This is a genomic window from Streptococcus timonensis (assembly GCF_047460355.1).
Classification (GTDB): Bacteria; Bacillota; Bacilli; order Lactobacillales; family Streptococcaceae; genus Streptococcus; species Streptococcus timonensis_A.
The window spans coordinates 20,462-34,084 of the sequence record NZ_JASHGL010000006.1 but is presented as its reverse complement, the minus strand read 5'-3'; the positions used below and the strand labels follow the sequence as shown (position 1 = coordinate 34,084).

Annotated in this window: 12 protein-coding genes and 1 pseudogene; 1 reads left to right on the top strand and 12 read right to left on the bottom strand. The window is 40.1% G+C overall.

Annotated elements, in window-relative coordinates; translation table 11 throughout:
- Nucleotides 1-28: 28 nt before the first annotated feature.
- The 3 genes from QM941_RS09050 to QM941_RS09040 all read right to left on the bottom strand — a co-directional run bounded on the left by QM941_RS09050 (nucleotide 29) and on the right by QM941_RS09040 (nucleotide 2,890).
- Nucleotides 29-1,420 (bottom strand): SseB family protein, encoded by a 1,392-nt coding sequence (locus tag QM941_RS09050; RefSeq protein WP_414340225.1) that lies wholly within the window; start codon nucleotides 1,418-1,420, stop codon nucleotides 29-31.
- Nucleotides 1,421-1,553: 133 nt separating this feature from the next.
- On the bottom strand, nucleotides 1,554-2,117 hold the full coding sequence (gene rnmV, locus QM941_RS09045; RefSeq protein WP_414340223.1) for a ribonuclease M5: 564 nt from the start codon (nucleotides 2,115-2,117) through the stop codon (nucleotides 1,554-1,556).
- Nucleotides 2,114-2,890 (bottom strand): TatD family hydrolase, encoded by a 777-nt coding sequence (locus tag QM941_RS09040; protein WP_414340221.1) that lies wholly within the window; start codon nucleotides 2,888-2,890, stop codon nucleotides 2,114-2,116. The genes rnmV and QM941_RS09040 overlap by 4 nt, the downstream gene beginning before the upstream one ends.
- A gap of 155 nt (nucleotides 2,891-3,045) precedes the next feature.
- Here QM941_RS09040 and QM941_RS09035 point away from each other — a divergent pair, with 155 nt between their 5' ends.
- On the top strand, nucleotides 3,046-4,890 hold the full coding sequence (locus QM941_RS09035) for an APC family permease (protein ID WP_414340220.1): 1,845 nt from the start codon (nucleotides 3,046-3,048) through the stop codon (nucleotides 4,888-4,890).
- 182 nt (nucleotides 4,891-5,072) lie between these two features.
- On the opposite strand, the gene rpmH is transcribed toward QM941_RS09035, so the two are convergent.
- From rpmH to QM941_RS08990, 9 genes and pseudogenes are all read right to left on the bottom strand, one after another.
- Nucleotides 5,073-5,207, bottom strand: a complete 135-nt coding sequence (gene rpmH / locus QM941_RS09030; protein WP_000831905.1) for a 50S ribosomal protein L34 — start codon at nucleotides 5,205-5,207, stop codon at nucleotides 5,073-5,075.
- 144 nt (nucleotides 5,208-5,351) lie between these two features.
- Nucleotides 5,352-6,566, bottom strand: coding sequence for a pyridoxal phosphate-dependent aminotransferase (locus QM941_RS09025; RefSeq protein WP_414340218.1), 1,215 nt, complete (start codon nucleotides 6,564-6,566; stop codon nucleotides 5,352-5,354).
- 460 nt (nucleotides 6,567-7,026) lie between these two features.
- Nucleotides 7,027-8,487 (bottom strand): glutamate--tRNA ligase, encoded by a 1,461-nt coding sequence (gltX, locus tag QM941_RS09020; protein WP_414340217.1) that lies wholly within the window; start codon nucleotides 8,485-8,487, stop codon nucleotides 7,027-7,029.
- 131 nt (nucleotides 8,488-8,618) lie between these two features.
- Nucleotides 8,619-9,095: pseudogene (gene pgi / locus QM941_RS09015) on the bottom strand (glucose-6-phosphate isomerase); the annotation flags it as partial.
- 196 nt (nucleotides 9,096-9,291) lie between these two features.
- Nucleotides 9,292-9,663 (bottom strand): PTS glucitol/sorbitol transporter subunit IIA, encoded by a 372-nt coding sequence (locus QM941_RS09010; RefSeq protein WP_033585537.1) that lies wholly within the window; start codon nucleotides 9,661-9,663, stop codon nucleotides 9,292-9,294.
- A gap of 97 nt (nucleotides 9,664-9,760) precedes the next feature.
- Nucleotides 9,761-10,741, bottom strand: coding sequence for a PTS glucitol/sorbitol transporter subunit IIB (locus QM941_RS09005; RefSeq protein WP_000120696.1), 981 nt, complete (start codon nucleotides 10,739-10,741; stop codon nucleotides 9,761-9,763).
- A gap of 13 nt (nucleotides 10,742-10,754) precedes the next feature.
- Complete coding sequence (locus QM941_RS09000) at nucleotides 10,755-11,300, bottom strand: PTS glucitol/sorbitol transporter subunit IIC (protein ID WP_001015684.1); 546 nt, start codon at nucleotides 11,298-11,300, stop codon at nucleotides 10,755-10,757.
- A complete protein-coding gene (locus QM941_RS08995) occupies nucleotides 11,297-11,794 on the bottom strand; it encodes a transcriptional regulator GutM (protein ID WP_033585448.1) in 498 nt (165 codons plus the stop codon). The genes QM941_RS09000 and QM941_RS08995 overlap by 4 nt, the downstream gene beginning before the upstream one ends.
- Nucleotides 11,794-13,620, bottom strand: coding sequence for a BglG family transcription antiterminator (locus QM941_RS08990; RefSeq protein WP_080639548.1), 1,827 nt, complete (start codon nucleotides 13,618-13,620; stop codon nucleotides 11,794-11,796). The genes QM941_RS08995 and QM941_RS08990 overlap by 1 nt, the downstream gene beginning before the upstream one ends.
- Nucleotides 13,621-13,623 lie beyond the last annotated feature (3 nt).

Below are 13,623 nucleotides of genomic sequence, written 5' to 3'. Positions count from 1 at the left end.
ATTCTCTTTTCTAATATTGAAAGGTTTTCTAATCTTGAGCTCTTCCTTCTTGTTCCTCACTAAGCTTCTGCATGTCTCTAAAAGCTGTTAGGCTAACATAGGCACCTGCTTCATAGTATTCCGTTGGATTAATGGCATAGTCAAAAACTTCAATCATGCCTCCTGCTTCTTCAATCATGCCATTCCACTTTTCATCAAAGACCATTCTCAGACGTTTCCAATCAGTAAATACTGGAACAGAATTTCTGCCATTTTTTCCTTCTTTGACTGGAATGTTAAAACTAGAATCTTTTTCCAAGACAAAGGAGCTTACTTCCTGACTATCGTCCTTAAATTCCGAAGCTGCATCTAAAGGCAATAGGAATTTTGCCTTAGGCATAGCCATAGAGAAGAACTTGTAGTAAAGTCCATAAACTAGTTCTTGCTCTTCTGTCGTCGGTTGATCCATCTGTCCCATCAACAGCATCCATCTTACCAGGTCAGGATTCATTACAGGAACTTGTATTTCTGGCAAATCAGAAAAATCTGGTTTTTGAACCAAGGCTGAGGCACTGATACTAACTTCCTTGGAATTAAAGATTGCTCCCAAGGCACCATTTAAGTAAAAGGCTGTCCCAAGGAAATTTTCAATCCCTTTTTTATCTTCCGTATTTTCAATCAGTTTTACGACTGAGTTTGGTCGACTATCAATAGTTTCCTTGAATTGGCGATACCAAGATGGCGTCAAAAGCATGATCATGGGATCAGTGCAGAGATACCCTTCTTCTCCTCTGTCATAGGTCGTTGAGAAAAGATAGGGTTCGCCTGTTTTTTCCGAATACACTGCATAAACTGCATCTGCTGCTAACAACTTGTCCTTGACGATTTCCGCGAGACGTTCCAACTTACGAGTGTTGGATTGATAGCTTTCTTCACTTTCAGTTTCCTGATTTTGACGGCATTTCCATAAAAAGAGACGTAAAATCTCTACGCTGTCATCAAGGCTAGCTGCCAAATAGTCTTCATTTGTTAACTGGCCCTCTTGGATGGCTACAAAAGCACGATAAAGAGCATCTGAATAGCTAGATAATTTTTGCTCTTCCTCAACACCTGAACTAAAGAGCACACTTCCTTTTTTCAGTTTATCCAAAGAAGGAATCCTATCAACCACTAGATGGGCAAGAACTTCATCAGTTAGACTATCTGCATCTTTGTTTTGACTGCTGAGTTTTTTAACCTCTACAGTACCAAGACTTTCCATTCCTTGGTCGGGATTGCAAAACTGCAACTGACCTCCAACCTTGATACTACCTTCTAGACTCCCAACAATCAATAATTGGTTCGTTTCCTTCATTGTGAGAAAGTCCAAAACTCCCACACATGCATTGTTTTTAGACTCTTCTTCCACTTCAGTCTTTTTCAAATAGTCAAAGATTCCCATAACTTTTCCTCATCATCTCCACTTAGCTCAATTCCTATGGAGTCACTTTTCTAATGCTTGCAAGCAAGCCTGATTAGACCGTATATGCTTACTTCTATTGTATCACATTCCCTCTACATTTTGGGGGAGTTTTTCAATTCTCATATGATTTCATAGCTTCTTCAACTTCAGCTAGACTGATTCCAAATAACTCTAAACGTTTAAGGAGTTGTTTCCCATTGGAATAACCGATACGAAGACTTTCTCCTAGATATTCTCTGCGTTTTCGGCTATCTGCCCCGGCTAGAAAACCAAGACGAATCAAGTCACTGCGGCTAATGTCAAAGTCACTTTCTACTTCAAACTGCTCTGTTACTTGAGCCAGTGCTGTTTTCAGGTCCTCGTAGCTGGCATGTTCGATTCCTAGAGAACGTCCCTTTGTCTTAGACTTAGGCACTGCCTCGTCTCGTTTGAGAAAGGCGTGTTGCACTGTCGGAATGGTCGTCATAATCATACGACGGATTCGCTCCCCATTAAAATCAGGATCTGTAAAGACAATCACCCCATGACGTTCATGTAGACGTTGGATACGTTCAAGATCCTGCTCATTGATAGCCGATCCACGAGTCTCATAGGTCTCCACATCAAAATAACGTTTGAGATTGGCCGTATCATCGCGTCCTTCAACTACGATAACTTGGGAAATTTTCTCTTTCATGATTTACGTTCCAATCCAAAGATGGCTTCTGCATTGGCACTTGTCACAGCAGCTAATTCTTCCATCGTCATACCACGCAAGTCCGCAATAAAGTCTACTACATAGCGCGTGTAAGCTGTCTTGTTTTCACGACCACGCTTGGGTACTGGGGCTAAATAAGGTGCATCTGTCTCTACCAAAATCTTATCCAAAGGTAACTCTTTGGCTGCTTCCTGAATATCTGTCGCCTTCTTGAAAGTCACCACCCCAGAAAAGGAAATAGTCATCCCAAGCTCCACAAACTTCTCCGCCCATTCCAGAGAACCTGAGAAGGAGTGCATGATGCCGCCACGAGGTCCGACTCCCTCACTCTTGATAATCTCATAGGTGTCTTCTAGCGCATCACGGGTGTGAACTACAAAAGGTAAGTCCAGTTCCTTAGATAGCTGAATCTGACGACGGAAAACTTGTTCCTGTACTTCTTTAGGAGCTGTCATCCAGTGATAGTCCAAACCAATCTCACCCAAGGCAATCACTTTGGGGTGTTTTAGTTTTTCTAGCAAGTAATTCTCAACATCCTCTGTATATGTTCCTGCTTCCGTTGGATGCCAGCCAATCGTCGCATAGAGTTGGTCATGCTTGTCCACTAGTTCAAGAGCACGCTCAATAGTCGGTTTGTCAAAACCAACAATATTCATCCGAGTTACACCCATTTCAGCCGCTAAGGCAAGTTCTTCTTCTTCACGTCCCAAAAATTCTTCCACATTCAAGTGGGTATGAGTATCAAAAATCATTTATATTTCCTCGTTTTTTCTACCTTCTATTATACCAAAAAAACTAGTCTCATCCTTATAGGAAAAAATATTTTGAAATCATTCATTTTTTCTTGACGACTTTTTTTCATAGCAGTATAATAACTCTTGTTGAATTTTTAAGAAAAGGAAAGAAAATGTTTACAAAACTAAAATATACCTTTATTGGTCGTCCCCTTAAATCCTTAACTGAAGGCGAGGGAGGACTACTTGGAAAAACGCAGGCACTCGCAATGCTATCAAGCGATGCTCTATCATCTATTGCGTACGGGCCTGAGCAGGTCGTCCTCGTATTGGCTAGTCTTTCTCCGCTTGCTATCTGGTGGAGTCTCCCTATTGGCATTTTTGTCCTCTTACTATTAGCTAGCCTGACCATTTCTTATAGACAAATCATCCATGCCTACCCTCAAGGTGGAGGTGCCTATATGGTAACTCGAGAAAACCTATCTCCTGAGCTAGGTTTGATTGCTGGAGGAAGCCTGCTTGTTGACTATATGTTAACAGTAGCCGTATCAGTGGCAGCAGGAGCTGACGCTATCACTGCTGCACTTCCCGCCCTCCATCCTTACAACCTCCACATCTCCATTTTTCTAGTATGTTTGCTCATGCTTTTAAATCTAAGAGGTTTGAAGGAATCCGCCAGTTCTCTGATGATCCCAGTTTATCTCTTTATCTTTAGTACAGTCTTCCTCTTATTGTTTGGTATCTTCCAACTATTGACAGGTTCTCTCAGTTATCATGCAACTTCTGCAGTTGGTCAAACTGTCCCAAGTCTGTCAATTGTCCTAATCTTAAGAGCCTTCACCAGCGGTTCAGCTTCACTAACAGGGGTTGAAGCCATCTCAAATGCTGTCCCATTTTTCAAGACTCCAAAAGAGAAAAACGCAGCCCAGACGCTTACTATCATGTCTCTAATTCTTGGATTTCTATTTGCAGGGATTACCTTCTTAAACTACTGGATGGGGATTACACCTCAACACGGAGAAACAATCCTTTCACAAATGGCAAAAGGGATTTTAGGGAATTCAGCTCCCGGTCAGATTGTTTATTATCTCTTCCAATTCTCAACTGCCCTAATTCTAGCCGTTGCTGCAAATACTGGTTTTTCTGCCTTTCCAATGTTGGCTTACAATATGGCTAAGAACAAGTACATGCCCCATCTCTTTATGGAAAAGGGAGACCGCCTGGGTTATTCAAACGGTATTTTAACTTTAGCTTTTGGTGCTATAATCCTTCTGCTTATTTTCAACGGAAACACAGAACGCTTAATCCCTCTTTATACTATCGGAGTTTTCGTCCCCTTTGCACTTTCTCAAACAGGTATGATTCGCCACTGGAAAAAAGAAAAAGGCTCTCATTTCTTAAAATCTGCCTTTGCTAACATCCTCGGTGCTATCATTTGTTACGCTATCGTCCTTATTCTACTCCTCTTCAGGCTTGGAGATATCTGGCCATTCTTCCCAATTATCCTGGTCCTAACCTTCCTATTTTTGTCCATCCACAGTCATTACCAAAAAGTGGCCAAACAACTTCGACTTTATGAAGGAATTCAAAAGAAAACCTACGATGGCAATGTCGTCCTTGTCTTAGTAGGAAATGTTACTCGAGTCAGTGTTGGAGCGATTAATTACGCTCAAAGCATCGGAGATGAAGTTTTGGCCATGCACATTTCCACCAAGGAAACTGATGAAAAAGACCAAGAAATCCTCCAAGAATTTGCCGACTACTTCCCAAATATTACTCTTAAAAACATTAATACCAGCTATCGCGATATTATTACACCTACAGTTCGATATGTCCGAAAAATCTCTCAAGAAGCCAAGAAAAAGAACTACACGGTTACAGTTCTAGTACCCCAATTTATCCCTAACAAACCTTGGCAAAATATCCTCCACAATCAAATGAGCCTTAAATTAAAATATGCTCTCAGATGGCACGAAGATGTCGTCGTTGCTAGCTATTCATATCATTTGAAAGAATAAAGAAAAGCTCAAAATCAGAGAAATTATCTTCTGATCTTGAGCTTTTTCTATATGTGTTATTTCCAATATATCTTCTAAAATTTCCATTCTCGACCAATGACTTTAGATAATTCTATCTTTTAGATAAAAGAAAAATCAGTAGGCTCGAGTTCCTACTGATTTCTTTGTTTCATTCGTCTGGATTATGCAGCCAAAACTTTGCGTCCTTTACGACGACGAGCTGCCAATACGCGACGACCGTTTTTAGTTGACATACGGTTACGGAATCCGTGTTTACGCGCACGACGTAGTTTACTTGGTTGATAAGTACGTTTCACGATGAATACCTCCTCATAGATTTTGTATTCGTTTAGCCGGCTATAAAGTGATCAGTTACTAAACATACTTTACTATTCTATATGATTCTGATTCATTTGTCAATAGCCTGGAGCAAATGTTTCCAGCTTTTTCCCATGAAAGCCTTATCTACGATACTGTCTCAAGAAACGAGTCATCTTTTCTTGGATTTGTGCCAATTCATCCACACGAGGCAGATAAACAATACGGAAATGGTCTGGTTCTTTCCAGTTAAATCCACGTCCATGCACCAAAAGGACCTTCTCTTGCTTCAAGAAATCAAGCACAAATTGTTCGTCATCATCAATACGATACATATTGCGGTCAATTTTGGGGAAAACATAGAGACCAGCTTTGGGCTTAACAGCTGATAAACCTGGAATCTCTTGAATAGCATTATAGATGAAGTTTCTTTGTTCATAGATACGACCACCAGGAAGAAGCAACTCATCCACCGATTGGTGACCACCCAAGGAAGTTTGAACTACCTGTTGAGCTAAAACGTTCGAACAGAGTCGCATGTTAGAGAGCATGTTGAGACCCTCAATGTAGCCTTTTACATGATGTTTAGGTCCAGATAAGACCATCCAACCCACACGGAAACCAGCGATACGGTGAGATTTAGACAGACCATTCATGCTGACACAGAAAAGGTCTGGAGCCAAACTTGCGACTGGTGTGTGGACATTACCATCCATAACCATACGGTCGTAGATTTCATCCGCAAAGATAATTAAGTCATTTTGGCGGGCAATCTCGATAATATCAAGCAAAAGTTCTTTAGGATACAAAGCTCCGGTAGGATTATTAGGATTGATCAAGACAATAGCCTTGGTATTAGAGCTAATCTTAGACTTGATATCATCCAGGTCTGGGTACCATTCGGCTTCTTCGTCACAGATATAGTGAACAGCATTTCCTCCAGCCAAGCTGACAGCTGCAGTCCAAAGCGGATAGTCCGGCATTGGAACCAAAACTTCATCGCCATTGTCCAAGAGACCTTGCATGGACATAACAATCAGCTCACTAACCCCATTCCCAAGGTAAATATCGTCAATACCAACATTGGGGAATTTCTTGAGCTGGCAGTACTGCATGATAGCTTTGCGGGCTGAAAAGATACCCTTAGAATCTGAATACCCTTCACTATCACGCGCATTCATAATCAAGTCATGAATAACTTCGTCAGGAGCGGTGAAACCAAACTCTGCAGGATTTCCTGTGTTGAGGCGAAGAATCTTTTCACCGTTTGCTCTCATTCGCATCGCTTCTTCCAAAACTGGACCACGAATGTCATATGCCACATGTTCTAATTTGATTGATTTATTAAATTCTTTCATTTGAATTCCTCTATTCATCAGGCTATTTAATATTATACCACTAGATAGACAAATCGTAAATTTAACGATACGATTCCACGAAAAAAACCTTGCTTAGCGCAAGGCACGACAGAACAAGGTCGATTCACTTTCTTTTACTTGAGAGACGAATGAAAATACATGAAACCTTAGTAAACCTAAAAGTATTCACATAGCTCTAAGAATCAATAAGAAACCAGTATAGGATGAAACTTGCATGAACCCACGAATCTCTTCCTGGGTCCAGCAAAACGCAAAGAAAAAATAAGTCAACTCAACAACCAACAAAATGATGTCTAGGCTAATCTGAATCACTTATAAAGAATTTCACCCCACCACGGGCTTCTTCCAACGTCCTATCATCAAATATTATACACTAAAATTTTTGCATTTTCAAATAAGTACATATAAAAAGAACTCTTTTTTGAGTTCTTTTTATCTACTATCTTGCAATTTCTGCCAACATTTTTTCGATGTGTTGGATGGACTTTTTACGTCCAAGCAAGTAGATGGTATCTGGCAATTCGGGACCATGCATCTCCCCTGAAACGGCGATACGGATTGGCATGAAGAGATTTTTCCCTTTGATACCAGTTTCCTTTTGGACCGCTTTGATTTGTGGGAAGATATTTTCTACCACAAACTCATCGTCTGACATAGCTTCGAGTTTGGCTTTAAAGGCTTCAAGTACAGTCGGAACAGTTTCGCCAGCCATGACTTCTCGCTCAGCTTCTGTCAATTCTGGGAAGTCTGAGAAGAAGAGATCCGTCAATGGAACAATTTCGTCCACTGACTTCATTTGTGGTTTGTAGAGCTCCACCAATTTCTCAGCCTTGTCTGTCAAACGTCCCGCTTCTTCGAGGAATGGTTTGGCCATTTCAAAGATAGTCTCAAGATCCGCATTCTTAATGTACTCATTACTCATCCAGTCCATTTTCTTCTGGTCGAAGGCTGCTGGAGACTTGCTGAGACGGTTTTCATCAAAGAGGTTAATGAGTTCTTGACGAGAGAAGATTTCATCTTCCCCTCCAGGATTCCATCCAAGAAGAGCGATGAAGTTAAAGACTGCTTCTGGAAGGTAGCCTTTCTTACGGTAATCTTCGATAAATTGAAGGGTATTAGTGTCACGTTTAGATAACTTCTTACCAGTTTCAGAATTGATGATAAGTGTCATGTGCCCAAACTCAGGTGCTTCCCAACCAAGCGCTTCATAGACCATGAGCTGTTTTGGTGTATTGGCAATGTGGTCATCTCCACGAATAACATGAGAAATTTGCATATCGTGGTCATCAATGACAACGGCAAAGTTGTATGTTGGGTAGCCATCTTTCTTTTGGATAACCCAGTCACCACCAATATTGCCACCTTCAAATTCGATATCACCTTTGACCATATCATGCCACTTGTAGATACCTGACTCATTGACAGCCAAACGAACAGTCGGGATAATCCCCGCTGCTTCACGTTCTGCAACGTAAGCTGCTTTTTCTTCTTGGCTCATACCAAGGTATTCGTTGATATAGCGAGGTGTTTCCCCAGCTGCTTCTTGGCGTTCACGTTCCACTGCTAACTCTTCTTCTGTTACATAAGATTTGTAGGCTTTTCCTTCAGCCAAGAGTTGGTCGATGTATCTTTGATAAAGTTCCAAACGTTCTGATTGGCGGTAGTTTTCATGAGTCTCTGGACTTTCATCCCAGTCCATGCCCAACCAACGAAGGTTTTCAAGCTGTGAACGTTCTCCATCTTCGACGTGGCGCTTACGGTCAGTATCTTCGATACGGATGATAAAAGTCCCACCATGATGACGGGCGTAAAGGTAGTTGAATAATGCTGTACGGGCATTTCCGATGTGTAGTAGTCCTGTTGGACTTGGTGCGTAACGTACGCGGATATCTTTTGACATATCTTCTCCTATAAAGTCTCTAGGCGTCTGCCTTTTTGCTCTCTATATTATATCACAAGTCTTGCCAGAGTCCAATTTCTCTTTTCGAGAAAAAGCAAAAAGAGTGGTAAAACCACCCTTTTTATATCCTATTATAGACGAGCGTTGAGTTCTTTGCTCAATTCTTCAAATCCTGGTTTACCAAGAAGGGCAAACATGTTACGTTTGTAAGCTTCAACACCTGGTTGGTCAAATGGGTTGATGGCATTCAAGTAACCTGAAAGGGCGATAGCCAATTCGAAGAAGTAGATTGTGTAACCAAGAGTGAAGGCATCTTTCTCAGGAAGAGTTACGTACATGTTTGGTACGTCACCATCTGTGTGGGCAAGAAGAACACCGTCAGTTGCTTTTTTGTTAACGAAGTCAACGTCTTTTCCCTGAAGGTAACCAAGTCCATCAAGATCTTCTTCCAAAGTAGGGATAATCACGTTCTTACGTGGTTTGTCAACACGGACAACTGTTTCAAACATGATACGAGTTCCTTCTTGGATAAATTGACCCAATGAGTGTAGGTCTGTTGAGAAATTAGCTGAAGTTGGGTAAATCCCTTTTTGGTCTTTTCCTTCTGTTCAGGCACCCCTTGTGGATGCATCTGCTGGAAATTCCCTTGCACTGACTGGCTAGTTTGATTGACTTGCCAATCAACCACTGCGTCATCTATTTTTTCTAATTTAGACCCAGAAGCCTGGACTTTTGGTCCAGGCTCTGAATCAATTTTTTAGACTTTTATTTTTCTAAATTGCTTGATTTGAAATTTTATTATGGTTAAGCAGTTTCAAAAATCTGAATGGTAGAATCTTTATCAATTACTACCGCTTGATCTGCTACAACATGGAGTGTACCAGGAAGGCTCCCCTCTTTTGAACCATCAAAAGAAATCGTGATATGTCCCAGTCCAGTTAAATTTTTTTCTACTACATTTCCTACGGAACTAATCGAATATTCCTGATTATCTACCACCAGCTTGCCACCTTCTAGTATTGAACCTAGCAGATTTTTGTTATCAATCTTAAAACAATACTCTGATAAATCTTCTGGTGCTTCTTCTCCAAATAAAATGAGCATATTGGCATCTTGAATCATATTCTGAGCTTCAGACCCTACTTGAATTACTTTAGTTTCAAAAATTTTCTTCATCTGATTTCTATTCATACTTTCTCTAATTTGTCATAAACTTAGGCTTATAGATAAGTTTAACATAATAGTTCTCTGTTTTCAGGCATCTATCAAAGGTCTACTGATAAAGACCAATACTAGCTATCCAAGCAACTAGCACCCGCGGAACACCATTGAGAAAGCGTGAATAAAGTACCGAAGGGACACCAACCTCAACTGTTTCAGCCTTGGCTTCAGATAGGCCGAGTGCTACAGGAATGAAATCACAACCGTTTTGAGTGTTGATAGCAAATAAAGCTGGCAGAGCCATTTGGGGCGGAATAGTCCCTTTTCCGATTTCGACTCCAATTAAAGTTCCAATAATCTGACTAATAACAGCTCCGGGACCTAACAAAGGAGATAGGAATGGTAAGGAACAGATAAAGCCAATTAAAACGAGTCCCCAGATGTTCCCCGCTAGGGGAACCATTAATTTTGCCAGCCAATTTCCAACACCAGATCCTTGAATAACCCCAATCAGCAAGGAAACAAAGGCCATGAAAGGAATTATTGTATTGAGCATTGTTTGGATGGCTTCACGAGCAGCCTGGTTGAAAGTTGCAACGACCTTACCAGCCCCCATCCCAATTCGTGCTACAATACTTGTTTCAGCTTTTTGCTCTGTAATTTTTTTACTAGTATCGTAAGTTGGCTTTTCAGTTACCACAGTTGTCGCTTTTTCGTCTTCATTAGCAGCAGAAATTTGATTAAGGCCAACTGCTGACACATAGATTTCCTCGGTTATATATTGAGCTAGAGGCCCACTTTTCCCTGTAGCGACAATATTTATTGTAGGGATTCCCTTTTTAGGATAAATACCACAGCGAAGAGTACCGCCACAATCCACGATTGCTAAAGCAATTTCCTCATCTGGGATAGAAGTTTTAAACCCATTAACAGCTTCCATACCGGTCAAATCAGCAATTTTATCTACAATATCTGGCTTTTCTCCGCCACCAGTAATATAGATGAATTTATGCTTAGCTTCACTAGGTGTAATGACCAAAGGTCCTCCGAAACCGCCATTTCCTTTAACAACTTTTATACTCTTATATGACATAATTTCACTCTTTCTATAAATCAAATGTTTTACTCAAGGTAACACCTTGCTGTTTTGCTACATAAGCAGTTGTAAAATCGGTTACCCAACCACCTACAAAGTTCATGACAAGCCCAACAAGCATGTAACGAATGGCTAAGTCCATTTGACTTAAACCTAAAGTTTGAATTCCTGTCGCAATTCCCATCCATACAAATAATTCCCCAGGATTGATATGTGGAAATACACCATTTGAAGTATGGCAGAACTGCATCTGAGCTGCTACAAAACTAGGTTTATAATATTCTGGTAAGAAACGTCCCATACTGATTGCCATCGGATTCCCCAGCATAAAGGCAGAAATGAAAGGTAAAATCATATACCGGCTAACAGGATTTTTGGCAGAAATCTTAGCCAGGGAATTGACCTTCTCTTCTCCCAAGAAAGCGATAAGGGTATTCATTGCAATCAATAGCATTAAGACAAGCGGTACAATATTTGTCATCCAGCTAATAAAGGTTTCTCCACCTAATTGGAAGAGTTTCATAAAACTCTCTGCAAAATTTGTAATGTGATTCATAAGGAACTCCCTTTCTTATTTTTTTTAAATAACTGTTTAATAGATAATTGTAAGTAATTCGCATAAAAGCCGAATCCCAGAAAAGAATCAGATGAACTTGTCTCTTTCTCAATACCTGCCTCATTCCAAAGATAGACTTTTCTAGCATCTTCTATGGCTGATTGCATCAACTTATTTTCTTTTCTCACAAGAGGATTATACTTGTCAAAATAATGGATGTCTTCTCCAACATAATCGTCCATATTTTGAAAACGTGCTAAGATTGTGACTCCTTGCATTTTGCTAGCTTTAAGAACCCGACCGTTTTCATCAACCGCGAACATGACAATCGTACCGGATTTGATTCTTCCGGACTTCCTGCCAATCGCTACGCGCCCCAGTTTTCGGAGCATCGTATAGGTCTTATTGAAGTCTTTGAGTTGCTGCCAGCCGAGGAACATTTGAAATATATAAGCTGCCATGACAAATACAGCGAAAATTATTAGCGAATTCATTAAAATACTCCTTTGCTCTTAGAAAATGATAGAAACTCTGTCTCTGTTTCTACAGCCCTCAATGCTTCTTTTAGAGAAGGCTCTCCTGCAATTCGAAAAATGTCGTCATACAATTCCAGCAATTCACTCTCCATTTTGCTTTCAATTTCTGAGGGAATGGCGACTAGAAAGATAAATTCAATCCAATCATCTCCTTTTTGATAAGGCTCTTCTAGCTTTCCAAACATTAAAATAGTCTTTGCATAACCCTGGTTAATTGTATGGGGGAAGGCAATTCCTCCACCAAAAATGGTTGATTGTTTTTTATCCCTATCAATTATCCGATTTCTAAAACCTTCATCAATCATCTGAAGTTTCTCTAACTCTGCAACCATATTTAGCAAGTATTGCTGATAGGTTTTTTGGGGAGTCAAACGAAGAAAACGTAAGCTGACTGTTTCTAGATTTTTTTGATGAAAAGCATTGGCCCTCTGCCATTCTTCCTGCAGCCATTGATCATCAAAAAGATGATTAACTTGAATGACTGGAGATTTAGAATCTTTATATTTTAGAGGAACTGTCGTAAAAATCGCGAAATAGTCCTGATTCAAATCCAGATTAAAATCCTCTTCAGAATACTGAGTAATGTCTACATCATTTCCAAGAATTCGTCTGAGTTGCTGAATAATCATCGCAGCAGTTCCTCTTCCTGTTGTGCAAACTACAGCTATCTGCTTGCGAGAACCATTTACAACAGAGTTTTGCTTTCTTAAAATCATTTCAAAATACAAAGCCAGATATCCGATTTCAGATAATTCCAATTCAGAACCAAAAATTGCAGATAGTTCTTCTCCAGCAATTTTCGCCATTTCAAAAGCAAAAGGATATTGAGTTTGAACCTCGCCATGGAATATATCATTAGCTTGCACATGGAAAATCAGTCGATTGATTAAGGAGCCTAGATGAGACTTGATTTCTTCAAATAATTCTTCATCATCAAAGTTAACCAACATTGTTTCTTTGACTTTCTTGACAATCCCTTGAAAAATGTTTGCAAGCTGTTCAGATTGATAAGACGGCTTGCTTAAAGTGTCAATAAAACGGATATTAAACGGAAAACACAAAAAGTCTATCTCAAACTGACTGAGGGAAATCTTATAAGTCATCTCAATATGATAGATTAATTTTTCAACCAAAGGTGTCTCTGTTAAATCATTCCTATAGTAAGGAATAGGGCAACTCAACACCCTAGATGCATGAATACGCTCCACCATAATTGAAATTGTCTTTCGAAGGAGTTCCTTTGTTTCTTTCGGGATTTTATACTCCTGGAGTAGCGTCTCCAGAAAAGAAGATGTTGCCTCGGTGAGTGTCTTTCCTTCAAAGTAAGGGGCCACTTGGTGAATATAGAGCAAGCGCAAATTCAGCTCGGACCCCAAGACCTCCAGCCCACGGTTGGGCTTTCCTGAAATAGTGATAGAGTAACTCTCTGCCAAAGATTTTACTTGTTTTAAATCCTTATTAAGGGTACTTCTACTAACACCTGCTTCCTCAGCCAAGTCGTCAATAAGAAGAGGGGAGGTTGACTCAATTAAACGTTTTAGTAAATAGGCAATTCTTTTACTGGAAGAATTGAAGTCACTCTCCCGTTTTAAACTACCAGATAAAATCCTTTCCAACTCAGTATAGTCATACACCTCTAACATTAACTGATCATCTTGTGAGATAATCTGGATACTCGGAGCCAAAACATCATTTAATTGTTGGATACTCTTTTGCAAGGTTTGCATACTAATATCCAGCTCTGAGCGCATATCTACCAAGGAATAAGTTGGCTGTGAGACCATTTT

Excerpts from the sequence above, each read along its gene's own strand:
- QM941_RS09035 (WP_414340220.1), top strand. The coding sequence starts at position 3,046 with ATGTTTACAAAACTAAAATATACCTTTATTGGTCGTCCCCTTAAATCC.
- QM941_RS08995 (WP_033585448.1), bottom strand. The coding sequence starts at position 11,794 with ATGAATTCGCTAATAATTTTCGCTGTATTTGTCATGGCAGCTTATATA.
- QM941_RS09040 (WP_414340221.1), bottom strand. The coding sequence starts at position 2,890 with ATGATTTTTGATACTCATACCCACTTGAATGTGGAAGAATTTTTGGGA.
- QM941_RS09010 (WP_033585537.1), bottom strand. The coding sequence starts at position 9,663 with ATGAAGAAAATTTTTGAAACTAAAGTAATTCAAGTAGGGTCTGAAGCT.
- QM941_RS09050 (WP_414340225.1), bottom strand. The coding sequence starts at position 1,420 with ATGGGAATCTTTGACTATTTGAAAAAGACTGAAGTGGAAGAAGAGTCT.
- gltX (WP_414340217.1), bottom strand. The coding sequence starts at position 8,487 with ATGTCAAAAGATATCCGCGTACGTTACGCACCAAGTCCAACAGGACTA.
- QM941_RS09005 (WP_000120696.1), bottom strand. The coding sequence starts at position 10,741 with ATGTCATATAAGAGTATAAAAGTTGTTAAAGGAAATGGCGGTTTCGGA.
- rnmV (WP_414340223.1), bottom strand. The coding sequence starts at position 2,117 with ATGAAAGAGAAAATTTCCCAAGTTATCGTAGTTGAAGGACGCGATGAT.
- QM941_RS09000 (WP_001015684.1), bottom strand. The coding sequence starts at position 11,300 with ATGAATCACATTACAAATTTTGCAGAGAGTTTTATGAAACTCTTCCAA.
- QM941_RS09025 (WP_414340218.1), bottom strand. The coding sequence starts at position 6,566 with ATGAAAGAATTTAATAAATCAATCAAATTAGAACATGTGGCATATGAC.
- QM941_RS08990 (WP_080639548.1), bottom strand. The coding sequence starts at position 13,620 with ATGGTCTCACAGCCAACTTATTCCTTGGTAGATATGCGCTCAGAGCTG.